Source organism: Mesorhizobium sp. B4-1-1, from assembly GCF_006439375.1.
Lineage (GTDB): Bacteria > Pseudomonadota > Alphaproteobacteria > Rhizobiales > Rhizobiaceae > Mesorhizobium.
In genome coordinates this window covers 43,615-65,719 of record NZ_VFTH01000019.1, presented here as the reverse complement: position 1 = coordinate 65,719, position 22,105 = coordinate 43,615, and the positions used below count along the sequence as shown (strand labels likewise).

Below are 22,105 nucleotides of genomic sequence, written 5' to 3'. Positions count from 1 at the left end.
GCTTTTTCCTCGAGGGAGTACCATCCATGGCTTTTGAGTTGCCCGCTTTGCCTTACGACTACGAGGCCCTGCAGCCTTACATGTCGAAGGAGACGCTGGAGTATCACCACGACAAGCACCACAAGGCCTATGTCGACAACGGCAACAAGCTGGCGGCCGAGGCCGGAATGGGCGACCTGTCGGTCGAAGAGGTCGTGAAGCAGTCCTTCGGCAAGAATGCCGGGCTCTTCAACAATGCGGCCCAGCATTACAACCACATCCATTTCTGGAAGTGGATGAAGAAGGGCGGCGGCGGCAACAAGCTGCCGGGCGCGCTGCAGAAGGCGGTCGACAGCGATCTCGGCGGCTACGACAAGTTCAAGGCGGATTTCATCGCCGCCGGCACCACCCAGTTCGGCTCCGGCTGGGCCTGGATTTCGGTCAAGAACGGCAAGCTGGAAATCTCCAAGACCCCGAATGGCGAGAACCCGCTGGTCCATGGCGGCTCGCCGATCCTCGGCGTCGACGTGTGGGAGCACTCCTACTACATCGACTACCGCAACGCGCGGCCGAAATATCTCGAAGCCTTCGTCGACAGCCTGATCAACTGGGACCACGTCCTGGAGCTTTATGAAAAGGCCAAAGGTTAAGCGATTTTGACGAAAAACCCCGGCATGCCGGGGTTTTTCTTTTTCGGGACAGGAGAAGCCACAAGGCAGCCAGCACAATCGTCACGGCGAAAGGGAATAATCCCGCCGCGACGCCCGTTAACCTGTAGCCGCGAACTCTCTTCATCATGGAGCCAATTGAATGAGAATGCTTGTCATCGCCATCTCTATGCTCGCCTTCGCCGGTTCGGCCGCCTATGCCGATCCGATCAAGGATCGCCAGGCCCTGATGAAGGAGCGCGGCAAGCTCGCCGGGCAGATCTCGAAGGTCGTCAAGGGCGAGGAGCCTTTTGACGCCGCCGCGGTGCTGACGGCATTGCAGGCCCTGGAGGCCAATGCCGAGAAATTCGATGCCGACAAGCTGTTCCCGACCGGCTCCGACAAGGGCGACACCACGGCCGGGCCGAAGATCTGGGAAGACATGGCGGGCTTCAAGGCGGCTGAGGACAAGTTCCTGGCCGACGCCAAGGCCGCGGTCGCTTCCCCGCCGGCCGATGTCGACGCGCTGAAGACGCAGCTCAACACACTGGGCGGCGATTGCGGCACCTGCCACCAGACCTACCGCATCAAGAAGAGCTGATCGCTAAATGGCCTGGCTGAAGAAGCTTGCCGGGGCCGTCATCGTACTTGGCGGCGCCGCGGCAATCGTCGGCTGGGTCCTGTCGGCGCCGGCCAGGCTGGACGCTGCGGCCGTTGCCCAGCTCGGCCCCGGCGACGCCGCCAGGGGCAAGCGCATCTTCTATGCGGGGGGCTGTACCTCCTGCCACGCCAAGCCGGGCGCCCAGGGCGACGCCCGTCTCGAACTCGTCGGCGGCCTGGAACTCAAGACGCCATTCGGCACCTTCGTTCCGCCCAACATCTCGCAGGACCAGAAGGATGGCATCGGTGCCTGGAGCAAGGAGGAATTCGCCAACGCCATGCTGAGGGGCGTCTCGCCCTCGGGTGAGCATTTCTACCCGGCCTTTCCCTATGCGTCCTACGCGCGCATGAAGCCGGCCGACATCGCCGACCTCTACGCTTTCATGAAGACGCTGCCGGCGGTTGCCGGCAAGGCACCGGACCACAAGCTTTCCTTCCCCTTCACCATCCGCCGCGGCATTGGCCTCTGGAAGCTTCTCTATCTCAGCCCAGAGCCGGTGATAGCGCTGCCCGACGGCACACCGGACAAGGTTCTTGCCGGCCGCTACCTGGTCGAGGGACCCGGCCATTGCGGCGAATGCCACACGCCGCGCGATTTCGCCGGCGGCGTCAGGAAGGGCGAGTGGCTGGCGGGCGCCGTGGCCGCCGAAGGCTCCGGCATCGTGCCCAACATAACCTCGGGCGAGGGCGGCATAAAGGACTGGTCCGAGGCCGACATCGCCAACTACCTCGAAACCGGCTTTACGCCCGACTTCGATTCCGTCGGCGGAGCCATGGTCGATGTGCAGCGCAACATGGCGCAACTGACGGCCGACGACCGCGCAGCGATCGCCGCCTATCTCAAGGCCGTCCCGCCGCATCCCAACGGCTATCCGGCGCGCAAGCCGGCGAGCTGACCTCGCTTACGCTGGCAGCAATCCATTTACAGGTGGCGATCGCCCAGAAAATCGAAGCCGCCTTCGAAGAAGTGGTTGTAGTTGCAGGTCAGTTCTTCGCCTGGCGCGATGTCGCGTAGCGCGTAGGTCTCCTCGGGCGAGGAGACGTCGCAGTTCGGGTCGTCATCGTGGTTCATGTAGCGCGCGTCGTCAGCCTCGAAGACGATGAAGCTCGGATCGTGCCGGTCCGGATAGGAATAGCGGTCGAGATAGGATTTCACCGGGCCGATCTGGGCCTCGTAGGTGTCGACCGGGATCCGGCGGTCGAACCTTGGGTCGAGCTTCCAGACCAGCGTGCCCTTGGCGATGTGGCTCTTGGCGAAGACGCCGATGCCCTGAATGGCGGATTTGTCGAGATACGTGTCGACGAGCAGCATGAGGATCCTTGCGGGTGAATGGTCGCGGCCGGGACAAGCCATGTCGAAAAGGGCGGCATTGGGTAACGCGCGCCCTTGCCAATTGCGAGCGGAAAATCAGGCCTTGCCGGTCACTTTCAAGGCATAGGCGTAAATGTAGGCGATCTCCTCCAGCCGCGAGAAGCGACCCGATGCGCCGGCATGGCCGGACTCCATGTTGATCTTGAACAGCACCGGGTTGCCGCCCGCCTTGCGGTCGCGCAGCCGCGCCACCCATTTCGCCGGCTCCCAATAGGTGACGCGCGGATCGGTCAGGCCCGCCAGCGCCAGGATCGGTGGGTAGTCGAGCGCCGCCACATTGTCGTAGGGCGAATAGGCCGCGATCGTAGCGTAGTCGGCGGCTGAGGCGATCGGGTTGCCCCATTCCGGCCATTCCGGCGGCGTCAGCGGCAGGCTGGCGTCGAGCATGGTGGTGAGCACGTCGACGAACGGCACTTCGGCGACGATGCCGCCGAAATCCTCCGGTGCCATGTTGGCGATCGCCCCCATCAGCATGCCGCCGGCCGAGCCGCCCTGGGCGACGATGCGGTCGTGCTTTGTGTAGCGCTCGGCGACGAGATGGCGGGCGCAGGCGATGAAATCGGTGAAGGTGTTCATCTTCTTCGCCCGCTTGCCGTCATCGTACCAGCCATAGCCCTTGTCCTTGCCGCCGCGCACATGCGCGATGGCATAGACGAAGCCGCGGTCGACCAGCGACAGGCAGTTGGTGTTGAAGGCGGAAGGAACGGTGATGCCGTAGGAGCCGTAGCCGTAAAGCAGGCAGGGCGCCGAACCGTCCAGCGGCGTATCGCGATGGTAGAGCAGCGAGATCGGCACCAACTCGCCATCGGCGGCGGGCGCCATCAGCCGGCGCGTGACATAGTGCTCTGGATCGTGGCCGGAGGGCACTTCCTGCGTCTTCAGGAGCACGCGCTCGCGGCTGCGCATATTGTAGTCGAACACCTGCGCCGGCGTCGTCATCGACGAATAGGTGAAGCGCATCGTCTCCGTGTCGTATTCGTAGGAGCCGGAAAGGCCGAGCGAGAAAGCTTCCTCGTCGAAGGAGATGAAATGTTCCTCGCCGCTTTCGCGCTCGCGCACGACGATGCGAGGCAGGCCGTCCTTGCGTTCGAGCCTGACCATATGATGCTTGAAGCCGAGCACCGAGAGGATCAGCCGACCGGGCTCGTGCGGCACCAGTTCCTGCCAGTTGGCGCGCACCGGATTGTCGACCGGCGCGGTCATGATCTTGAAGTCCTTGGCGCCGTCGGCGTTGGTGAGGATGAAGAAGACGTCGCCGCCTTCTTCCAGGTCGTATTGCAGGCCGGTCTCGCGCACCGCCACCAACTTGGGCTCGGCCGCTGGATCATTGGCGGGCAGCAGGCGGTATTCCGAAGTCTCATGGTCGTTGATGCCGATCATGATCCAGTCATTGGCACGCGTGCCGCCGACATCCATGAAGAAGCCTGGATCGGTCTCCTCATAGATCAGCCGGTCGTTCTCCGATTTGTCGCCGAGCGCGTGGAAGAACACTTTTGACGGGCGATGATTGTCGTCGAGACGGGTGTAGAAGAAGCCGCTGTCGCTGGCATTCCACACCCCGCCGCCGCCCGTATCCGGGATCTGGTCGGCAAGTTCTTCGCCGCTCGCAAGGTCGCGCACGCGCAGCGTGAAGAACTCCGAACCCTTGTCGTCGAAGGCCCACAGCAGCTTCCCGTGGTCGCCTGAATGGTCGACGCCGCCGAGCCTGAAATAGGCCTTGCCCTCGGCTTCCTTGTCGCCGTCGAGCAGGATCTCCTCGGTGCCGCCGCCGCGCGGCGTGCGGAAATAGCGCGGCTGCTCGCCGCCCAGCCGGAAGGAAGAGCCATAAGCATAGGGCCCGTCCTTTATGGGCACCGTCGAGTCATCCTCCTTGATGCGCCCCTTCATCTCGGCAAACAGCTTGCCGCGCAGATCCGCGGTGCCGGCCATCAGCGCCGCCTGATAGGCGTTCTCGGCATCGAGATGGGCGCGGATGCGGCCGTCGAGGAGGGAAGGGTCCCGGAACATGGCCTGCCAGTTGTCGGCCCGCATCCAGGCATAGTCGTCGCCGCGGGTGATGCCGTGATGCGTGTCGGACACCGGGCGTTTCTCAGGCGTCGGCGGGTTGGCGGCCGGGAAGGCGGAAGTCAAGGCGGAAGCTCTGGTCATTACGTCTCGCTGCGGAATTTGCTTGAATGACGAATGAACACGCCGCTCAGCGGCGGTTCAAGGGGCGTGGCTCAAGGTGGTCCATAGAAGCTAAGTCGAAGGGGGAAAGATGAAATCCTGTGTTTCTACCGCAATGTCTGTCGCCGTCCTCGTGGCAGGCCTGGCTTTTTCCAGTCAGTCTCATGCAACCGTCTTTGCCGCCTGGCAAGTGGCGGGCGTGCCGTTCGGCGACACGCTCAATGCACGAAAGTATCCGTCCAACGCATCGCAAAAGCAGGCCGCCTATCCGAACGGCACCGTGCTGCAGATGACCGGCCGCTGCACCGGCGGTGTGAACCTGCTCGATATCGCCCCCCAGCCGCAATGGAAGCAGCGCCAGGCGATCCGCTATCGCTGGTGCGAGATATGGCACGACCCGGCGCAAAATGGCCATTTCGTCACCGGCTGGGTCTACGGCAAATATATCGCGCCTCACTAGAAGGTATCGTTCACCCAGGGTTCCGGATCGGCAGGGCGGCGTCCTTGCGCCTTGTTGCGCCGCAGGATTTGTCGCGCCGGCGCGACAGGCATCCAAGCATTGGCCAAGCATTGAACGCCGTGTCGAGCAGCGATCGGATGTCTAACACGCGGATGACGTAACGTCACGGCATGCTGGTCTGGCCAGAAAAATCTCGCGAAGTTACACGGCGCACGAATTTTTGAAGCTGAATCAGCAATATTTGATGAATATCGGCGAATATAAGTCAATATGCGAATTGACTTACTTGCAATGCGGCGTCATTAAGATGAGGCGATGCGAATCGCAGGCTTTCCTGCACGAAATTCGCGCGATGCCCGATCCTACAAAAAGGGCGCAGTTTTAGAAACAAACTCTCGTTGGGGCCTTAGCACTATGGAAATCGTCGAAACACCTTCGAAAAACGGTGATGCGCTGATCGAGCTGACCGCCGATGTCGTCGCCGCCTACGTCAGCAACAACCCGGTGCCGGTTGGGGAACTGCCGAACCTTATCGCCGACGTCCATGCCGCGTTGGGTCGCGTCGGTGGCTCGCCGGAGCAGCCGTCGGCCGAGAAGCAGAAGCCGGCCGTCAATCCGAAGCGCTCCGTCCATGACGACTACATCGTCTGTCTCGAGGACGGCAAGAAGTTCAAGTCGCTGAAGCGGCACCTGATGACCCACTACAATCTCACGCCGGAAGAGTACCGTGAGAAGTGGGGTCTGGATGCCAACTATCCGATGGTCGCCCCCAATTACGCGGCCGCCCGCTCGCAGCTCGCCAAGAAGATGGGTCTGGGCCGCAAGCGCAAGGGCCGTTGATTGGTCTCAGTTCGTCAAGCAGCTCGACGGCGCCCTTGCGGCGCCGTTTTGCTTTTCTTGATGGGAGCGATATCGGCCGGATCAGGCCGTCTGCTTCAGCGCCGCTTCGGCGTCGCGCTTGATGCGCTTGACCATCGAACGCAGGCCGTTGGCGCGCTGTGGCGACAGATGCTCGTCGAGGCCGAGTTCCTTCAGGGTCGCTTCGGCGTCCGTGTTCTGGATTTCGCTTGCACGCCTGCCTGAAAACAGCGCCAGCATGATGGCGACGAGACCGCGCACGATATGGGCATCCGAATCGCCCTGGAAGCCAATCACCGGATCGGCGCCCGCTCCTTGCTCGGTGGTGAGCCACACCTGGCTCACACAGCCAGGCACCTTGTTCGCGGCCGTGCGCTCCGCCTCGGGAAAGGCCGGCAGGCCCTCGCCGAGCTCGATCACATAGCGATAGCGGTCCTCCCACTCGTCGAGCAGGGAAAAGTCGTCGCGGATGGTCTGGATCGAGGTGGCCATTGACCCGCATATAGTGGCCCGGCCCGGCCGCGTCACGGAAAAAGAAAGACGCCGCGGGCGTCGAGAGGTCGGACGGGCCCGCGGCGTTGGAGCAATTCCAGGAAAAGTGCGTAGCGGTTTTCCGTCCGGAATTGCGCCGAAACCAAAGACAGTGCAATTCCAGGAAAAGTGCGTAGTGGTTTTCCGTCCGGAATTGCGCCGAAACCAAAGAGAAGAGCAATTCCAGGAAAAGTGCGTAGCGGTCAGGCTCGGCGACTTCGCCGTAGCCCTCCGCCCGGATTGCGCCAAACCAAGAGCCGGGCGAACGGCTGGAAAGAATTCAGTTTTTGGCGGTCAGCATCACTGGAATGTTGACCTTGGCGGGCAGCACGATGTCTTCGGCGACGCTGCCGGTGGTCGTGACGGAACCATCCGCGACCTTCGTCTCGGACGCGCCTGCCTGCCCGGGCTGTTGCTGGTCGTCGATCATGGCAGCGGCGATCTTGGCCGTTTCCTTGGCGCGAACGGTGATGGTGTACATGGCCGATTTGCCGGTTTCGCAGACATCGGGCTTGCGCTCGCAGAGCCCGGCAATGTCGCCGACCGCCTCGCGCGCCGCAAACAGCGCCTGGATCGGTCCGACGCTCTGCTGGCCGTCCTGGCCCGGGCCGACGCCGAGCGGCAGCGCCAGCAGCACCAGCGAAAACCAGAAAGCCATCCTGATCAGAAAGCCCATCTTACTTGCCTCTCATCCGGGATGGATGATGCATCCATCCGTGACGGATCATGCATCCATCGGCATGACCTCTTTTATGGGCACGACAATGGCACGGTCACGCAAAGGACGGCTTGCATCGAAGCCGCGAATTTTCCTCAAATTTTAGGCAAATTCGAAAGGAATTGGTTTTGAAACGAACTTGCCTCGAATCTCAGCGGCCACATTAACTTTACGATAACCATATATCATATTGTAATTACTCGATTTTATTCCCGACAGAGAATAGCCGCATCAAGTTTAGGCTCGTTTTGGCACAGGCCTCGCGGATAACCCGCCGTTTACCATGGCGGCAACTCGGTGCGCTTTGTGGGGTCGGCATCGCAATATTTGTCCTGGGGCGGTCGCCGGCTTCGCCAGCCTTATCCATTCCTTAAACGCTGGATGCGAGTTTCAAGCCAATTGATGAGTCACCTGCCAGGCAGGCTTTTTTTCGACCGGGTACGTGTGCGTTGAGTTCGATTTCAGCCAGATACGTTCAATTGCCTGGCGCGGTTGCCGCCGGCTGCGAGCGCATGGTTCACCCGACCGTGACGGGTGAGGCCGAACGACTGCGCCAGCGTCGCTTCATCGGCGTCATGCTCGCCGCGCCCTTCCTTGCCGCGGGTGCGGCTGTCACGCTCGTCACCGCGAGTCTCGGCGCGGCTGTCACGGTAGCGGCGATCTTTGCTGCTTTTGGCCTGTGCTGGTTCGCAGCGCTTCTGGTGGCCGCCACCGGCCACATGGCGCTTGCCGGCCGCATGGCGGTCGCGCTCGGCGGCCTCGCCCTTGCCGGCGCCGTCGCGGCGGCGGGCGGATTGGCCTCGCCGGCAGCACTCCTTGCCGTCGCATTGCCGGTCGAAACCTGGTGGGTCTCGGGATCGCGGCGCGCTGCGCTGTGGGGCGCGGTGGCGGCGCTTGCCGCTATCGTGCTGCAGCCCTTCGCCGGGCAAATCCTGCCGCTCGGCGAAATCGCCACCTGGCATTGGCTGCTGCCGTTGGCCTGGGCGCTGACGCTGGTGCCGCGGGCCGCCGCCTTCGCCAACCCGGCCGGTTTGCGGCTGGCTGAGCCTGCCGGCGATCGTCTCGAGGACGTCATCGACGCTGTCGTGCTGCGCGCCGGCCGCCAGGGCGAAGTGCTCGACGCGTCCGCCCGGGCGCGTTCGACCCTCAAATTGGCGCCGGAGCTCCTGCTCGGCACCGGCCTTTTCGATCGCGTCCATCTTTCCGACCGCGTCGCCTATCTCACCGCTTTGGCCGACATGCGCGAGGGCGCGCCGAAGCGCCGGCTTGATCTGCGCATCCGCTTGCCGCGCGAGGGTTCCAGCGCGACCGACAATTTCCGCCCGTTCAGCCTCGATCTGCTGCGCGGCGAAGTCGACCGCGACGTCTTCACCCTGGTCCTGCGCGAAAACGACGCCGTCGCGGCACTTCACGACGAGCTTGCGGAAGCCAGAGAGGCCGCTGCGGCCGCCGAAGTGGCCAAGGGCCGCTTCCTGGCGGTGGTCAGTCACGAGCTGCGCACGCCGCTCAACGCCATCATCGGCTTTTCCGACATGCTGCTGCATGAGATGTTCGGCGCCTTCAAGGATCCGCGCCAGAAGGAATATGTCGGCCTGGTCAGGGAGTCCGGCCAGCATCTCCTGTCCGTCGTCACCTCGATCCTCGACGTCTCGCGCATCGAGGCGGGCGCCTATGCGACCGAGCTGGAGCCGTTCCGCTTCGTCGAGGCGGTCGACATGTGCCGCTCGATGATGCGGCCGCTGGCCGACGCCAAGAGCATAATTCTTGCCACGCAGATCGCCCCGGATGCGGGCGAGATCAATGCCGACCGCCGGGCGGTCCAGCAGATCCTGATCAATCTCGCTTCGAACGCCGTGAAGTTCACGCCCGATGGCGGCAGCGTGGTGATCGGCGCCAAGCGTGTCGGGTCGCACCTGCATTTCTGGGTGAGCGACACCGGCATCGGCATCGCCGAGGAGGACATGGCCAATCTCGGCAAGCCGTTCATGCAGGTCCAGAACGACTACACGCGCCGTTTCGAGGGAACCGGGCTCGGCCTGTCGCTGGTCAAGGGCCTGGTGGCGCTGCACGAGGGCACGATGTCAATCGAGAGCGCGCCGGGTGAGGGCACCACGGTGACGATCGGCCTGCCGGTGAACGGGCCGAAGCGGCGTTCCGGTGCGCCATCCGGCGTGCTGGCCATGCCGGCGGCCAAGCCGAAGGGGGATGCAGATGGGGACAGCAATGGCTCGCTCCGCAAAACGGCCTAAGGTGGTCGAACCAGAGCGCGGCGTCCTCGCCGAGGGCGCTGTTGCCGTCGGTCAGCTGATCGCGAGCAATCCGGTCCTGGTCGGCGGCTCGACCGCTTTCCTGGTGACGCTGTTCTACGTCTCGGCCAATGCGCTCTGGTATCAGCCCTTTCCGCATACCGGCGCCTTCTTCGCCACCCGGACCATCGTGAATTTCCCGCATACCGTCTCCGACGAACCGGAAACCACCATCAACATCGTGCGCCAGGCGCCGGCGCAGCCGGTGGCCAAGCCGGATCCGGTCGTCCAGCAGGTGCAGGGCATTCTGAAGGACCTCAACTTCTACGACGGCACCGTCGATGGTCTCACCGGGCCGGCCACGCGCAAGGCCATCCAGGCCTATCAGTTGAAAGTCGGGCTGCCGGGGTCGGGCGAGATCGACACGGCGCTGCTCGACCAGCTTGGCGCTCGCCAGACCACGGCGGCCATCCCGCACCCGGCGCCGCGGCCGGCCGGCGCGGCAGCCGCGACGCCGTCGGCCAAGCCGTCGGCAATTCCGGTCTCGGCCCCGGCCGATGACCCGACATTATCTCCCGACGCCCGCATCGTCAGGATCCAGGCCGGCCTGAAGGCTTTCGGCAATAGCGACATGCAGCTCGACGGCAAGGTCGGCGCCCGCACCAAGTCCGCAATCAAGGAATTCCAGGCCCTCTTCGGCCTTCCCGAGACTGGCGAGCCAGACGAGGCCGTCTATGTCAAGATGCGCGAGATCGGCCTGACGAACTGAGCGGCGGCGCCCGATCATTTTGGTTCCTTCATTCTTGCTGTAAGGAACCGCGCATGACATCCGGAACCTTGCCATGCGCGTAACCGCCGATCTCTGGGTCTCGGCCCTTGTGCGTCGCGTCTTCGGCGCCGGCGGCTTTGCCGCCATCGTCAAGCGCGGAGCGACGGAGGCCGGCGCTGTCTTCGTGCTGTCGCGAGGCCGGATGGGAGAGGTGGCCCTCTATGGGCCGGCGCCGCAGACGAGCTACGATTCGGCCAAGCCCGATGACCGGTTCTTTACCGCGCTCGGTACGAGCGACGATGGCTCGGCTTTCGATGCGCGGCTGGAGCGGGAGAAGAAATTCGATCCCGACATCTGGGTGGTCGAGATCGAGGGCGGGACCGTTCCCGTCGAAGAGCTTCTTTCCGTGAAGGCGGATTAACCGCGTCAGGAGGCCTTGAGTCCGGCGCTCGCCTCGTCGCTGTTTGAGGCTTCGCGGCTTTCGGTGTGTACTGCATTGCCTCGGATCGCCCGCGAAAGGGTCTCGGCCTTCCAGGCGCGGACCTTGTCCAGCGCCGCCTCGCGATGCAGCAGCCGGTAGCGATCGAGGAACAGGCGGATCGCCTGCGGATGCGGGAACTCGCCGGGATAGACCGCGACTGCGATCAGGAATGCCCTGTCTTCGCTGAGGTCGAGAGCCCGCAGCGCCGCAAGCAGGGCGGCATAGCTCGACTGCCCGGTCACCGAACGGGCCGTCGCGAAGTCGATATCCAGCGCGTCGGCAAGCGCGGTCTGGAAGAAGGCCGCGTTCCCCGTCAGCGCCGTCTCGCGCAGTTTCACATAGGCCGGCTGGCCGAGGAAGGTATTGACGTCGGCGCTGTCACCGGTCGGGCGCATCATCGACCGCAGGCGGCGCCGCGCATTCTCCTCTGCATGGCCGGGCGCGGGGCGGTCGGCGTCCGCCTTGGCCTTGGCCTCCGGTTTCGGCGCAAGCCTAGTGACCGTCTCGGGCGGCTGCGTCATGACCAGCGTCGGTCTTTCCAGCGCGCGGATCAGGTCGGCGATCGTCGGGTTGAGTTCCTTGCGGCGCGCGATGGCGCGCGCGTGCGGCAGCCCGTGCCGGCCGATCAGCGCGATGAGGTCGACGTTGCTCAGCGCCTTGGAGCGGGTGAGCAGGGGGGCTGCGGTCTCGACCGGCTCTTCGGCCAGTCGCCTGACCAGCGCGGCCGGCGCATATTCGCATTCGGAAAGGGCAGCGGCGACATAGCGGCGCGACTCGACAGAAACCTCGTTGAACAGCGGCAGCGTCAGATCCTCGAGCTGGGCGATCTCGCGGCGCGAGGGGCGCGTCAGCGAGCAGAAGGCCGACACGGCGGCGCGGAACAGCCTTTCGGCCTTTCCAGCTTCGGTCCGGATAGCGATTTGCCTGAAATCCGAAGATGACACGGAGGATACGCCCGACACTCGACACAATCCTGAGCCGCGCAATCCGGCCGGGCCGGTTTCGCAACTCCAGGAAAAACAAACATCAAATTAGCCGCGATCCGTTAGCGCTCCGTTAACCCTCTACACTCCTTAATCAACTTTGGAGGCGTTGCGTTGTGCTCCGGTCAAACCGAGAGGGAATGCGCGAACCATGGGCATGGTCCTGTCTTTTGTGCCGCGAGCGGCACCTGTAAATCGAGCAAGTCACGACACCGCGACGGCGGCAGCGGTCATCATTTTCCCCGGCGTCCGCTATGAGTTGCATCCGCAGGCCGGTGAGGCACGGCCCGGCGAGAGCGGCCCCGACAGGCCGGGCTCCTCGCCACCTGCCAAGCCGCATCACTGATCGGGCGCCTTTCTCAGTAATCCTGCAATTCGCAGGCGCTCTGCTCGAGGAAGCGTGACACGATCGGCTTCCAGCTCTCGTCCGGCACGAAGGCGCGGACGACGAAGATGCCTTCATCGATCGGCGCCTCGACGAAGATCGCGCCCTGCAGATCCTCCGGAAGGTCGCGCCGCACGTCGATCATCTGCGCCGGCGTCAGCACGATGGCATCGAGTTTTTCGCCATTGGCGTTGTGATCGTTGAAGGAATAGATGTTGTGGCCGCTGCGGTCATAGACCGAGGCCGACCAGAACGGCACGTCGCCGGGCGCTCTGATCCTGACCAGTCCGTCCGTGAGATCGAATCGGCAGGCGGCGGCATAAAACAGCGGATCGACCGATTTCACCACCGGCGCGCCGCCGGCCTCGGCGTCGAGCCGCGTCATCTTGTAGAGGTCCGAAGCCATCGCCAGCCGCGACCAGGCATCGCGTTCGGAAAATTCCGGCACCAGGAACAGCACCACGATGTGTACGATGCCGGCGCCGAGCAGGCCGAGGATGAGGGCGTGCAGCAGGCTACGCATTGCAGCCCGCCTTCAGGATGCGCGGCAGCGTGACGTCCGAGAGGCCGGTGCTCGAGGCGATCGGCGTGTCGTAGAAGGTCAGCACGAAATACATCTTGCCGGAGCCGCCGGTCAGCAGCCAGTTGCCGGGAGCCGGGCGATTGCCGACGGAAATGACGACGGAATTGTCGGGCTGACGCAGCACTTCGTAGGATTGCAGCGCCGACTGCCTCGGCTTGCCTGTGTCGATCACGCCAAGCGACTGGTCGGCGGCATAGAGCGTCCAGAAGCGGGCAGTGGGATAACCGCCCTCGATCGTGTAGGCGCATTCGCGTTTCAGCGGCTCGCCCGCGTCGTCGCGCTCGGCCACGAAGGCAAGCCCCTCGGCCTGGCCGAGCGCCAGCACGCCCTCGCGCGCCACGCGCGCCTTGGAATAGGGGTCGGCCGCCAGCGTCCCGACTTCGGGGAAGGCGGTCCATTGGCCGATGCGGATCGCGCCGACGCCGTCCTGCGCGTTGAGCGCATACCAGACGCTGTAGCCGCCAAGTCCGATGGCCATGGCAAGCGAAAGCAGCGTCAGGATGGCGTTCTTGAGCATGAGAGCCGCAAACAGAGGAGGTTGCCCGGGATATCGCGGCGCGGGGTGCCGTGGCAAGCCGGCTTCGCGCCAGCGCGGTCCTAAAGCGCCGAAAGCGTCTCCGGCAGGCTGGGGGCGCCCAGCACGGGCGCGGCCTGGAACGCCTTGCTCATTTCTCGTAGCGTCTGGCTGGTGCGGCTGGAAAGCACCGGCGGGCGTTCGGCCTCGGCCTGCGCCGCCGCCGCGTCGGCTTCCTTCTTCGCCGCTTCCTCGGCCTTGGCCGCGACTTCCGGGTCGACCCACGGATGATCGATGCCCGGGATCGGCTTCAGGTCGATGTTCTGATGGGCATAGACCATCAGCCGCTGCCAGACCATCGCCGGCAGCGAACCGCCGGTCATTTTGTTGGTCGGCGTGAAGTCGTCATTGCCGAGCCAGACGGCGGCGGTGTAGTTGCCGGTGAAGCCGACAAACCAGGCATCGCGATAGGATTGCGTCGTGCCGGTCTTGCCGGCGACGACAATGTTCGGAAGCTGGGCGCGTCTCGCGGTGCCTATAACCGGCACCGCCGCCAGCATGGTGTTCATGTATTTCAGCGCCTTTTCCGACAGCACGCGGTGCGGCGCCGCAGCATCCTTGGCCCAGTCATAGACCACCTCGCCGGTGCGGGTGACCAGTTGGGTGATGCCGTGGCGCGAGCCGACGAAACCGTTTTGCGCAAAGACGCTGTAGCCGGTCGCCTGGTCCATCACCGTCATGCCGGAGGTGCCGAGCACCATGGTCTTGTGCGCTTCCAGCGGCGATTCGACGCCCATCGATTCGGCCATCGCCTTGATCGGGCCGATGCCGAGATAATCCTTGGCGAGCCGCACCGGCACCGTGTTGATCGACTTGGCGATCGCCGTGAGCAGCGTCACGTTGCCGGCCGACCCGCCGCTGTAATTGTGAGGCGACCAGTTGCCCCAGCTGACGGCGCCGCCGGAAACCACCGAGTCCGGCGTGAAACCGTGCTCCATCGCTGTGGCGTAGACATACGGTTTGAAGGATGAACCCGTCTGGCGTAGGGCCTTGGTGGCGCGGTTGAACTGGCTGGTGCCATAATCGCGGCCGCCGACGATGGCCCGCACCGCGCCGTTGGTCTCGATGACCACCACGGCGCCTTCGGTGACGTTGTATTCCTTGCCGAACTGGCGAAGATGGAACTCGACGGATTCCTCGGCCGCCTTCTGGATGTTGGCGTCGAAAGTGGTGTGGGCGACCAGCGAGTGCTGGCCTGGCTTGGCGATCTTCTTCACCTCGTCGAAGGCCCAGTCGAGGAAATAATCCGGGCTCTTCTGCTCGCCACGATCGACGACGTTGGCCGGATGCAGCCGAGCCTGCAGCACCTGGCCCTCGGTCATGAAGCCGGCATCGACAAGGTTGGACAGCACGACATTGGCGCGGGCACGGGCCGCCGGCAGGTTGATGTGCGGGGCGTATTTGGTCGGCGCCTTGAACAGCCCGGCCAGCATCGCCGCCTCGGCAAGGCTCAGGTCCTTGACGCTCTTGCCGAAATAGAAATCCGCCGCCGCCTCGATGCCGAAGGTGCCGCCGCCCATATAGGCGCGGTCGAGATAGAGTTGCAGGATCTCTTTCTTGGAAAGATTCGCTTCCAGCCATAGCGACAGGAAAGCTTCCTTGATCTTGCGCTCGAAGGTGCGCTCGTTCGACAGGAACAGGTTTTTGGCGAGTTGCTGCGTGATGCTGGAGCCGCCCTGGACCACGGAATTGGCGCGCACATTCTCGAAGATCGCGCGCGACAGGCCCAGCACATCGATGCCGTAATGGTCGAAGAAGCGCCGATCCTCGGTCGCCAGCACTGCCTTGATGACGATGTCCGGCATCTCGTCTACCGGCACGGAATCGCGCTGGATGATGCCGCGCTGGCCGATCTCGTTGCCGTAGCGATCGAGGAAGGTGACGGCGAAGTCGCCCTGGCTGCGCCAGTCGCCGGTGGTGATGTCGAAGGCGGGCATGGCGAGCGCGAGCAGCACCACGAAGCCGCCGGCGCCCATGGTGAAACCTTCGCTCAGCAACTCGATGATGGCGCGGCGCCAGCCATGCACCCGGAAACGGCGGGAAAAGATGGTCGCCGCTTCCCAGAATTCGCGGGCCTTGAAGCTGATCTCATAGAGCGAGGAATCGAGCCATGCGTCGACGCCGAGCAGCGCCGAAGCGACCCGGCCTCTTCTCTTGCTTGGTTTCGAAGGACTTGCCATTCCAGACTTCCGCCCCAACGCACTTCGCCTGGAAACTGCATGGCAGTTTCGGGCGCCTCCCCCGCAAGACTAATCGACCATTTTAGCGTCGCTCACAAGGGCAGCGAGGCAACAGCACAAGCTTTGTTGATTGGTGGCGCCCTGACCGTGGACGGCGGACTATATCACCGCGCCGCGATGAAGCGCATGAAATGCGCCACATCCGCCTCGGTCGGCTCCTGGCCGGTGAAGGAGCGCAGATAGGCGGCGAGATGGCTGACCCGCGCCTCCACCGGTTCCTTGAGGTCGAGCACGTAATAGCCGATCTGCATGTAATAGAGGACGCGGGCGCGGATGAAGGCGTCCTCGCCGTCATAGCCGTGCCGGCGGTACATGTCGCGGATGGCGCTGAGGCGCTCGTCGTCTGCCTGGTCGATCATGCGCCGCACGTCGGCCGCGCGCCTGGCCCATTCGCGGACGGCGAAATCGAGCCTGGGGTCGAACAGGCGCTCGTCGGCCCAGCATTCAAAGACGTTCATCACGCCCATGATGATGGTGTCGGCCGGCCGACCGGCACGCTCGACGATCGCCGTGGTGTTGGTGTCGTGCCAATGCGCAAGCAACTGGTCGAGCAGGTCCTGCCGGCTGTTGAAATACCAGTAGAAGCTCGAGCGCGACACGCCGAGTTTCTGGCCGAGCGTCAGCACGCGCACGCTCTCGATACCGTCTGAAATCAGCGTCTGCAGCGCGAGATTGATCCAGTCGGCACGGGTCACCTTGATGTTGCCGGGCGCCGGCTCGTCCTGGGAAGCGGTCATGGTCATGATCGAACAAGTGGCACGGCGCGGAGTGGCGCGCAAGTTCTGGACAGAAGTGTCTAGACACATGTGTACAGGATATGTATCTTAAGAGCCTCCAACGAGAGGGAGAGGCTCGTGAAATCGCATTATCGGGCAGTCGTCATCGGGGGAGGCGTGGTCGGCGCCTCGGTGCTCTACCATCTCACGCGGTTCGGCTGGAGCGACGTCGCGCTGATCGAGCGCGCCGAGCTGACGGCTGGCTCGACCTGGCACGCGGCCGCCGGCTTCCACGCGCTCAACGCCGATCCCAATGTCGCGGCGCTGCAGGACTACACGATCAAACTCTACCGCGAGATCGAGGCCGAGTCCGGCCAGAATGCCGGCCTGCACATGACCGGCGGCGTCAACATGGCGAGCGACCCGCAGCGCTGGGAATGGCTGAAATCGGCCTGGGCGGTGTTTCAGTCGGTCGGCATCGAGACGGCCCGACTGGTGACGCCCGAGGAAATCAAGGAGATCTGCCCGATCGTCGATGTCGGCGACGTGCTCGGCGGCCTTTATGATTCCAACGAGGGCCATCTCGATCCCTATGGCACCACGCACGCCTATGCTGGCGCTGCCAGAAAGCGCGGCGCCGATGTGATCCTGCGCAACCGCGTCATCGAGCTGAAGCCGCGCGCCGATGGCGGCTGGGACGTGGTCACCGAAAAGGGCACGATCGTCGCCGAGCATGTCGTCAATGCCGGCGGCCTGTGGGCCAAGCAGGTTGGGCTGATGGCCGGCGTCGACCTTCCGGTGACGCCGATGGAGCATCATTATTTCGTCACCGAGGACATTCCCGAAGTCGCCGCCCTCGACAAGGAGCTCGGCCTCGCCGTCGATCTCGACGGCTTCTCCTATCTGCGTCAGGAGCGCAAAGGCGTGCTGCTCGGCGTCTACGAGCAGAACCCGAAACACTGGAACATGGACGGCGCGCCCTGGGATTACGGCATCGAGCTGATCCCCGAGGACATCGATCGCATCAGCCCGGAGCTCTCCAAGGCCTATCAGCGCTTTCCCTGCCTGGCGAAGGCCGGCATCCGCAAATGGGTGAACGGCGCCTTCACCTTCACGCCGGACGGCAATCCGCTGGTCGGCCCTGTCAGGGGGCTGAAGAACTACTGGGTCGCCTGCGGCGTCATGGCCGGCTTCAGCCAGGGCGGCGGCGTCGGCAAGTCGCTGGCCGAGTGGATGATCCACGGCGAGCCGCAAGCCGACATCTTCGGCATGGACATCGCCCGCTATGGCGCCTTCGCCGCCAACCGCGAGTATCTGCGGCAGACCACGGGCCAGTTTTATGCCCGCCGCTTCGTCATGACCTTCCCCAACGAGCGCCTGCCTGCCGGCCGGCCGCTGAAGCGTCCGGGCGCCTATGACGGCATGAGCGCCGCCGGCGCGGATGGACGGCGTCCTGGGGCCTGGAGATCCCGGCCTATTTCGCGCCGATGGGTTTCCGCGAGGAGACGACGCTAAAGCGCTCCAACGCTTTCGAGATCGTCGGCGACGAGGTGCTGCAGGTCCGCCGCGCCGCCGCCCTCGTCGATACCACGGCCTTCTCGCGCTATGCCGTGTCGGGCGCCGGCGCCGAGGCCTGGCTCGACCGGTTGCTCGCCTGCCGGCTGCCGAAGCCGGGCCGCGCGAAGCTGGCGCCGATGCTTGGGTCCGACGGCCGGCTGAAGGGCGATCTCACCGTGCTCAACTGGGGCGGCGGAGAATACTGGATCATGGGCTCCTATTATTTGCGCGAATTCCACATGCGCTGGTTCGAGGCGCACATCGCCGAAGGCGTCTCCATCGCCGACATCTCGGACGCCATGTCCGGCTTCCTCGTCACTGGTCCGAACGCACGCCGGATCGTCGAACGCACCACCCATCAGGACATCTCTGCGGCAGCCTTGCCGTTCATGGCTTGCGGCGCGTTCGACATCGGCATGGCACGCGCCCGGGTCGCGCGGCTGTCCATTGCCGGCGAGCTCGGCTTCGAGATCAACTGCCCGGCCACCCTGCATTCGAGCCTGCGTGAGACGCTGCTTGCCGCCGGCGAAGACCTCGGTCTCGCCGAGATCGGCTATTACGCGCTGAATTCGCTCAGGCTGGAAAAGAGTTTCGGCATCTGGTCGCGCGAATTCACGCAAGGCTACACACCCGGCCAGACCGGGCTCGACCGCTTCATCGCCTTCGACAAGGGCGATTTCATTGGCCGCGAAGCGGCGCTGAAAGAGCGTGAGGCCGGTGTTTCCAGGCGTATCGTGACGCTGGAGGTCGACGCTGTCGACGCCGATGCCAGCGGCTTCGAGCCGGTCTGGTCCAAGGGCCGGCGCATCGGCTTCGTCACTTCCGGCGGCTACGGCTACACGATCGGCAAGAGCGTCGCCCTGGCGTTGCTCGATGACGATTTCGCCGGTGAGGGGACGGAACTTTCCGTACACATTGTCGGGGTCGAACGGCCGGCGCGCGTCATCGCGGGCTCGCCCTACGACGCTGAAGGCAAGGCGATGCGGCAATGAGGAGGAACCGCCATGATTGACGAGGCCGCACGTGATCTCAGGCGCGAGCGCCGGCGGGGACGCACCGGCGAGGCGGGCAGCGAGTCTAGCCGGCATCCGAATTATCGGTCGCTGAAGAACCCCTTCCTGCCGCAGCCGATCTTTTCCGACGACCAGGTCGCCGCGATCCACGCTACCGCGCTGCGCGTGCTGGAGGAGCTCGGCATCAAGGTGCTGCTGCCCGAGGCCCGCGCCATCTACGCCAGGGCCGGCGCATTGGTCGACGAAGACAGCCAGATGGTCAGGATCGGCCGCGACATGGTCGAGGCAGCACTTGCCGCGGCGCCGCGCGCGATTCCCGCCCTTGGCGGCGACCGCTCGCGGGATCTGATGCTCGAGCTCGGCTCGATGACCTTCCTGGCCGGCTCCGGCGCCCCGAACGTCACCGATCTCGAGCGCGGCCGCCGGCCGGGCACGCTCCAGGCCTTCGAGGAATTCATCAAGCTGATCCAGCATTTCGACGTGCTGCATATGCTCGGCCCCTGCGTCGAGCCGCAGGACGTCGACACGCGCTTTCGCCACTATGCCACCGGCCGGGCGCAACTGACGCTGTCCGACAAGGTGCCCTTCGTCTTTGCCCGCGGCACGCCGCAGGTCGAGGACAGTTTCGAGATGATTCGGCTGGCGCGCGGCCTGTCCGAAGACGAGTTTGCCGGCAGCGCCCATAGCTACACGGTCATCAACACCAACTCGCCGCGCCAACTCGACATCCCGATGGCGCAGGGCATCATCGACTTCGCCCGCGCCGGCCAGATATCGATCATCACGCCCTTCTGCCTGGCAGGCGCGATGGCGCCGATCACGGTTGCCGGCGCGCTGACCTTGCAGCATGCCGAGGCGCTGGCCGGCCTCACGCTCGCGCAGATCGTGCGGCCTGGCGCACCGGTGGTCTATGGCTCCTTCTCGTCCAATGTCGACATGAAGTCGGGCGCTCCGGCCTTCGGCACGCCGGAGCATGTCAAGGCCACGCTCGGCGCGGGCCAGCTTGCGCGTTTCACCGGTCTGCCTTGGCGCTCCGGCGGCGGCAGCGCCGCCAACGTCTCGGATGCGCAGGCGGCACACGAGACGCAGTTCGCGCTGTGGGGCTCGGTGCTTGCCGGCGCAACCGTCTGCATCCACGCCGCCGGCTGGCTGGAAGGCGGCCTGAGCGTTTCCCTGGAAAAACTGATCACCGACATCGAAGCGCTGCAGACGGCCGCTGAGCTTTGCGCCACGACGCCGGGCGATGCCGACGCTATCGGCTTCGAAGCGATCGCCGAAGTGCAGCCTGGCGGCCATTTCTTCTCGGCTGCGCACACGATGGCGCGCTACCGCACCGCCTTCTACGAGCCGGTGGTGGCCGACTGGTCGAATTTCGGCAACTGGACACAATCCGGCTCGAAGACCGCGACGGAGCGCGCGACCGGCATCTGGAAGCGGATTCTTTCCGATTTCCAGCCGCCGGCCCCCGCTGCCGCCACCGCGGGCGTGCTCGACGAGTTCATTGCCAAGCGCACCGAGGAGGGTGGCGCGGCCCCGGTCTCATGATTTGACGAAAACGTAATAAATTCGAGACCTTCGCCCTTCACGCTATAGTCAAGACGATTCGCGATCTGGCATCGGATCGCGAGCGCGGCTACGTTGTCGGGCCGCGGCACGGAGACATGTGTTGGCGATGGACGGTAGATGACGGCGCCCGGCGATCTGATGCAGGCCTTGTTCCTGAGGCTGAAGACCGATGCGTCGCTATCGGCGCTGCTCGGCGGCGCTGGCCTGCTCGAAGAGGCGAACGACAAGGCCGCCTTTCCACACGTGACCTACGGCCGTACCAGTGCCTTCGACCTGGACACCGGTGCCGACAACGATGGCGACCAACTGATCACCTTGCATGTCTGGTCGAAAGCTCAGGGCGAGGTCGAGACACGCCTCATCATGGACAGCATCAAGGCGCGCCTCGATGGCGCAGCACTTTCCATCGGCTCGCGCGGTCAGACGCGCCTGTCGCTGGAATTCGCCGAGGCGCGCTATGACGAGGACCTTGCGGTCCATCATGGATTGCTGCGCTTCCACGCCTTGACGCAGGAAGACGCCTGAGAGGCTGGCGGACCTCAGAGCTGCGCCTGGATGGCGGCCTTGTCGATGACCGACCAGACCTCGCGAATCCGTCGGTCGTGGAATTCGTAGAAAACGTTCTCGGCGAAGGAAACCCGCCTGCCGTGCACCGGCAGGCCGAACAGCACGCCCTTGGGCCGGCAGTCGAAATGCAGTCGCGCCGCCACGCGCGGCGGCTCCGAAATCAGGAACTCGATGTTGAAACGCAGGTCGGGAATGGCCTCGAAATCGCCTTCCAGCATGCGGCGATAACCCGAAAGCCCGATCGTCTCACCATTATACTGCACCTCATCGCCGACGAAGCGGCCGAGATTGTCCCACTCCTGGTCGTTCAGGCAGGCGATGTAGCCCCGATAAAGATCGGCAATATCCTCGCGCATCATGGCATGCTCCATGGTCGTCCGGCGTTCCTACACCGGAGCAATTCCAGGAAAGTGTGATCGGTTTTCCGTCCGGAATTGCGTTAAATTAGAGCACTAGCTAGGGCTGGATGGAGAATCCGCATCCGAAAAGCGTAGCGGGCGGACTGATTTTCCGGCTATGAATTTGCATCCGGAACCAGGGAGCCTCTGGCGACTGCACTGGCGTCCACAGGAGTGCATTCATTTGTCTCGCGCAGGGGGAATGGCGGGCATGGATTTTCGATTGTTCACCGTTCATTTCACGTTCAGCCCATATGGGTTAGAACCGTGATCATGAACAACCTTGGCTCCCATGTCCGCAAAGCAGTGCTGGCGCTTGCCGCAGCCGGCCTCTTTGCGTCGCAGACGACGGCAATGCCGGTCATCGTCCCGTCGGTCGACCAGCCGGTCGTGCTTGCCGCCGGCGATTGCTACGCCATCGGCCAGCAGGTCGCCGCGCAGAATGGCGGCACGCTGGCCAAGGCCTCGCAGGCGACGCGGGGCGGTCAGCAGGTCTGCGTCATCGTCGTGCTGGTCCCCGGCAAGGACGGACAGCGTCCGCGCCGCTCGGAAATCGTCGTCCCGATGGGCTGACCTTACTCGTTTCCCAGGCCGGCGGAATCGGCCTATACGTCTCCCAGCAACAGGCTTCAACCC

The 22,105-nt window shown here is 64.3% G+C and carries 21 protein-coding genes and 1 pseudogene; 12 read left to right on the top strand and 10 right to left on the bottom strand.

Translation table 11 applies throughout. From position 1 onward, the window contains the following. Nucleotides 1-26: 26 nt before the first annotated feature. The 3 genes from FJW10_RS23570 to FJW10_RS23560 all read left to right on the top strand — a co-directional run bounded on the left by FJW10_RS23570 (nucleotide 27) and on the right by FJW10_RS23560 (nucleotide 2,182). Nucleotides 27-629, top strand: a complete 603-nt coding sequence (locus FJW10_RS23570) for a superoxide dismutase (RefSeq protein ID WP_140830989.1) — start codon at nucleotides 27-29, stop codon at nucleotides 627-629. Between the two features lie 160 nt (nucleotides 630-789). Next, on the top strand, nucleotides 790-1,227 hold the full coding sequence (locus tag FJW10_RS23565) for a cytochrome c (RefSeq protein WP_140901841.1): 438 nt from the start codon (nucleotides 790-792) through the stop codon (nucleotides 1,225-1,227). Between the two features lie 7 nt (nucleotides 1,228-1,234). Next, a complete protein-coding gene (locus FJW10_RS23560; RefSeq protein ID WP_140901840.1) occupies nucleotides 1,235-2,182 on the top strand; it encodes a cytochrome c in 948 nt (315 codons plus the stop codon). Between the two features lie 26 nt (nucleotides 2,183-2,208). Here the strand turns inward: FJW10_RS23560 and FJW10_RS23555 are convergent, their stop codons facing one another. Beyond that, on the bottom strand, nucleotides 2,209-2,598 hold the full coding sequence (locus tag FJW10_RS23555) for an SET domain-containing protein-lysine N-methyltransferase (protein WP_140901839.1): 390 nt from the start codon (nucleotides 2,596-2,598) through the stop codon (nucleotides 2,209-2,211). 96 nt (nucleotides 2,599-2,694) lie between these two features. Then, nucleotides 2,695-4,806 carry a S9 family peptidase gene (locus FJW10_RS23550; protein ID WP_140901838.1) on the bottom strand — a complete coding sequence of 704 codons (2,112 nt, stop codon included), beginning with the start codon at nucleotides 4,804-4,806 and terminating at the stop codon, nucleotides 2,695-2,697. Nucleotides 4,807-4,939: 133 nt separating this feature from the next. Here FJW10_RS23550 and FJW10_RS23545 point away from each other — a divergent pair, with 133 nt between their 5' ends. Next, on the top strand, nucleotides 4,940-5,284 hold the full coding sequence (locus FJW10_RS23545) for an SH3 domain-containing protein (RefSeq protein ID WP_181177639.1): 345 nt from the start codon (nucleotides 4,940-4,942) through the stop codon (nucleotides 5,282-5,284). Between the two features lie 414 nt (nucleotides 5,285-5,698). Then, the gene (locus tag FJW10_RS23540) at nucleotides 5,699-6,124 is read left to right on the top strand and encodes a MucR family transcriptional regulator (RefSeq protein WP_027164827.1); all 426 of its coding nucleotides are present in this window, start codon (nucleotides 5,699-5,701) and stop codon (nucleotides 6,122-6,124) included. Between the two features lie 81 nt (nucleotides 6,125-6,205). On the opposite strand, the gene FJW10_RS23535 is transcribed toward FJW10_RS23540, so the two are convergent. Further along, complete coding sequence (locus FJW10_RS23535) at nucleotides 6,206-6,634, bottom strand: SufE family protein (RefSeq protein ID WP_140831001.1); 429 nt, start codon at nucleotides 6,632-6,634, stop codon at nucleotides 6,206-6,208. A gap of 319 nt (nucleotides 6,635-6,953) precedes the next feature. Next, a complete protein-coding gene (locus FJW10_RS23525; protein ID WP_140901836.1) occupies nucleotides 6,954-7,349 on the bottom strand; it encodes a DUF5330 domain-containing protein in 396 nt (131 codons plus the stop codon). A 554-nt stretch (nucleotides 7,350-7,903) separates the two neighbouring features. Here FJW10_RS23525 and FJW10_RS23520 point away from each other — a divergent pair. The 3 genes from FJW10_RS23520 (at nucleotide 7,904) to FJW10_RS23510 (ending at nucleotide 10,827) form a co-directional block, all read left to right on the top strand. Beyond that, nucleotides 7,904-9,640: a PAS domain-containing sensor histidine kinase gene (locus tag FJW10_RS23520; RefSeq protein WP_140901835.1), complete on the top strand. Its 1,737-nt coding sequence runs from the start codon at nucleotides 7,904-7,906 to the stop codon at nucleotides 9,638-9,640. Beyond that, nucleotides 9,615-10,406, top strand: a complete 792-nt coding sequence (locus FJW10_RS23515; RefSeq protein ID WP_140901834.1) for a peptidoglycan-binding domain-containing protein — start codon at nucleotides 9,615-9,617, stop codon at nucleotides 10,404-10,406. Before FJW10_RS23520 ends, FJW10_RS23515 begins: the two co-directional genes overlap by 26 nt. A 73-nt stretch (nucleotides 10,407-10,479) precedes the next feature. Next, nucleotides 10,480-10,827 carry a DUF1491 family protein gene (locus tag FJW10_RS23510; protein WP_140831007.1) on the top strand — a complete coding sequence of 116 codons (348 nt, stop codon included), beginning with the start codon at nucleotides 10,480-10,482 and terminating at the stop codon, nucleotides 10,825-10,827. Between the two features lie 5 nt (nucleotides 10,828-10,832). Here FJW10_RS23510 and FJW10_RS23505 read toward each other — a convergent pair whose 3' ends face one another. From FJW10_RS23505 to FJW10_RS23480, 5 genes are all read right to left on the bottom strand, one after another. Continuing rightward, nucleotides 10,833-11,831, bottom strand: a complete 999-nt coding sequence (locus FJW10_RS23505; protein ID WP_140901833.1) for a DUF2336 domain-containing protein — start codon at nucleotides 11,829-11,831, stop codon at nucleotides 10,833-10,835. 398 nt (nucleotides 11,832-12,229) lie between these two features. Beyond that, on the bottom strand, nucleotides 12,230-12,778 hold the full coding sequence (locus FJW10_RS23495) for a DUF1254 domain-containing protein (protein WP_140901831.1): 549 nt from the start codon (nucleotides 12,776-12,778) through the stop codon (nucleotides 12,230-12,232). Then, the gene (locus FJW10_RS23490; protein ID WP_140643545.1) at nucleotides 12,771-13,355 is read right to left on the bottom strand and encodes a DUF1214 domain-containing protein; all 585 of its coding nucleotides are present in this window, start codon (nucleotides 13,353-13,355) and stop codon (nucleotides 12,771-12,773) included. The genes FJW10_RS23495 and FJW10_RS23490 overlap by 8 nt, the downstream gene beginning before the upstream one ends. An 80-nt stretch (nucleotides 13,356-13,435) precedes the next feature. Further along, nucleotides 13,436-15,592 (bottom strand): penicillin-binding protein 1A, encoded by a 2,157-nt coding sequence (locus tag FJW10_RS23485; RefSeq protein ID WP_140901830.1) that lies wholly within the window; start codon nucleotides 15,590-15,592, stop codon nucleotides 13,436-13,438. A gap of 164 nt (nucleotides 15,593-15,756) precedes the next feature. Next, a complete protein-coding gene (locus FJW10_RS23480) occupies nucleotides 15,757-16,395 on the bottom strand; it encodes a TetR/AcrR family transcriptional regulator (RefSeq protein WP_140901829.1) in 639 nt (212 codons plus the stop codon). Between the two features lie 111 nt (nucleotides 16,396-16,506). Between FJW10_RS23480 and FJW10_RS23475 the strand changes: the two are divergent. From FJW10_RS23475 to FJW10_RS23465, 3 genes and pseudogenes are all read left to right on the top strand, one after another. Further along, nucleotides 16,507-18,917 (top strand): annotated as a pseudogene (locus FJW10_RS23475) (FAD-dependent oxidoreductase). 12 nt (nucleotides 18,918-18,929) lie between these two features. Continuing rightward, nucleotides 18,930-20,483 carry a trimethylamine methyltransferase family protein gene (locus FJW10_RS23470; RefSeq protein ID WP_140901828.1) on the top strand — a complete coding sequence of 518 codons (1,554 nt, stop codon included), beginning with the start codon at nucleotides 18,930-18,932 and terminating at the stop codon, nucleotides 20,481-20,483. Between the two features lie 138 nt (nucleotides 20,484-20,621). Continuing rightward, the gene (locus tag FJW10_RS23465) at nucleotides 20,622-21,029 is read left to right on the top strand and encodes a DUF3168 domain-containing protein (protein ID WP_140901827.1); all 408 of its coding nucleotides are present in this window, start codon (nucleotides 20,622-20,624) and stop codon (nucleotides 21,027-21,029) included. Nucleotides 21,030-21,043: 14 nt separating this feature from the next. Here the strand turns inward: FJW10_RS23465 and FJW10_RS23460 are convergent, their stop codons facing one another. Then, a complete protein-coding gene (locus FJW10_RS23460) occupies nucleotides 21,044-21,427 on the bottom strand; it encodes an ester cyclase (protein WP_140831866.1) in 384 nt (127 codons plus the stop codon). 315 nt (nucleotides 21,428-21,742) lie between these two features. On the opposite strand from FJW10_RS23460, the gene FJW10_RS23455 reads away from it, so the two are divergent. Further along, complete coding sequence (locus FJW10_RS23455; RefSeq protein ID WP_140901826.1) at nucleotides 21,743-22,042, top strand: hypothetical protein; 300 nt, start codon at nucleotides 21,743-21,745, stop codon at nucleotides 22,040-22,042. Nucleotides 22,043-22,105: the final 63 nt, after the last annotated feature.

Bases quoted from the DNA above. Each gene is read 5' to 3' on its own strand.
- FJW10_RS23545 (WP_181177639.1), top strand. From the start codon at position 4,940: ATGTCTGTCGCCGTCCTCGTGGCAGGCCTGGCTTTTTCCAGTCAGTCT.
- FJW10_RS23465 (WP_140901827.1), top strand. From the start codon at position 20,622: ATGACGGCGCCCGGCGATCTGATGCAGGCCTTGTTCCTGAGGCTGAAG.
- FJW10_RS23510 (WP_140831007.1), top strand. From the start codon at position 10,480: ATGCGCGTAACCGCCGATCTCTGGGTCTCGGCCCTTGTGCGTCGCGTC.
- FJW10_RS23525 (WP_140901836.1), bottom strand. From the start codon at position 7,349: ATGGGCTTTCTGATCAGGATGGCTTTCTGGTTTTCGCTGGTGCTGCTG.
- FJW10_RS23570 (WP_140830989.1), top strand. From the start codon at position 27: ATGGCTTTTGAGTTGCCCGCTTTGCCTTACGACTACGAGGCCCTGCAG.
- FJW10_RS23470 (WP_140901828.1), top strand. From the start codon at position 18,930: ATGATTGACGAGGCCGCACGTGATCTCAGGCGCGAGCGCCGGCGGGGA.
- FJW10_RS23550 (WP_140901838.1), bottom strand. From the start codon at position 4,806: ATGACCAGAGCTTCCGCCTTGACTTCCGCCTTCCCGGCCGCCAACCCG.
- FJW10_RS23565 (WP_140901841.1), top strand. From the start codon at position 790: ATGAGAATGCTTGTCATCGCCATCTCTATGCTCGCCTTCGCCGGTTCG.
- FJW10_RS23520 (WP_140901835.1), top strand. From the start codon at position 7,904: ATGGTTCACCCGACCGTGACGGGTGAGGCCGAACGACTGCGCCAGCGT.
- FJW10_RS23540 (WP_027164827.1), top strand. From the start codon at position 5,699: ATGGAAATCGTCGAAACACCTTCGAAAAACGGTGATGCGCTGATCGAG.
- FJW10_RS23480 (WP_140901829.1), bottom strand. From the start codon at position 16,395: ATGACCATGACCGCTTCCCAGGACGAGCCGGCGCCCGGCAACATCAAG.
- FJW10_RS23560 (WP_140901840.1), top strand. From the start codon at position 1,235: ATGGCCTGGCTGAAGAAGCTTGCCGGGGCCGTCATCGTACTTGGCGGC.
- FJW10_RS23555 (WP_140901839.1), bottom strand. From the start codon at position 2,598: ATGCTGCTCGTCGACACGTATCTCGACAAATCCGCCATTCAGGGCATC.
- FJW10_RS23515 (WP_140901834.1), top strand. From the start codon at position 9,615: ATGGCTCGCTCCGCAAAACGGCCTAAGGTGGTCGAACCAGAGCGCGGC.
- FJW10_RS23460 (WP_140831866.1), bottom strand. From the start codon at position 21,427: ATGCGCGAGGATATTGCCGATCTTTATCGGGGCTACATCGCCTGCCTG.
- FJW10_RS23535 (WP_140831001.1), bottom strand. From the start codon at position 6,634: ATGGCCACCTCGATCCAGACCATCCGCGACGACTTTTCCCTGCTCGAC.
- FJW10_RS23495 (WP_140901831.1), bottom strand. From the start codon at position 12,778: ATGCGTAGCCTGCTGCACGCCCTCATCCTCGGCCTGCTCGGCGCCGGC.
- FJW10_RS23490 (WP_140643545.1), bottom strand. From the start codon at position 13,355: ATGCTCAAGAACGCCATCCTGACGCTGCTTTCGCTTGCCATGGCCATC.
- FJW10_RS23455 (WP_140901826.1), top strand. From the start codon at position 21,743: ATGAACAACCTTGGCTCCCATGTCCGCAAAGCAGTGCTGGCGCTTGCC.
- FJW10_RS23485 (WP_140901830.1), bottom strand. From the start codon at position 15,592: ATGGCAAGTCCTTCGAAACCAAGCAAGAGAAGAGGCCGGGTCGCTTCG.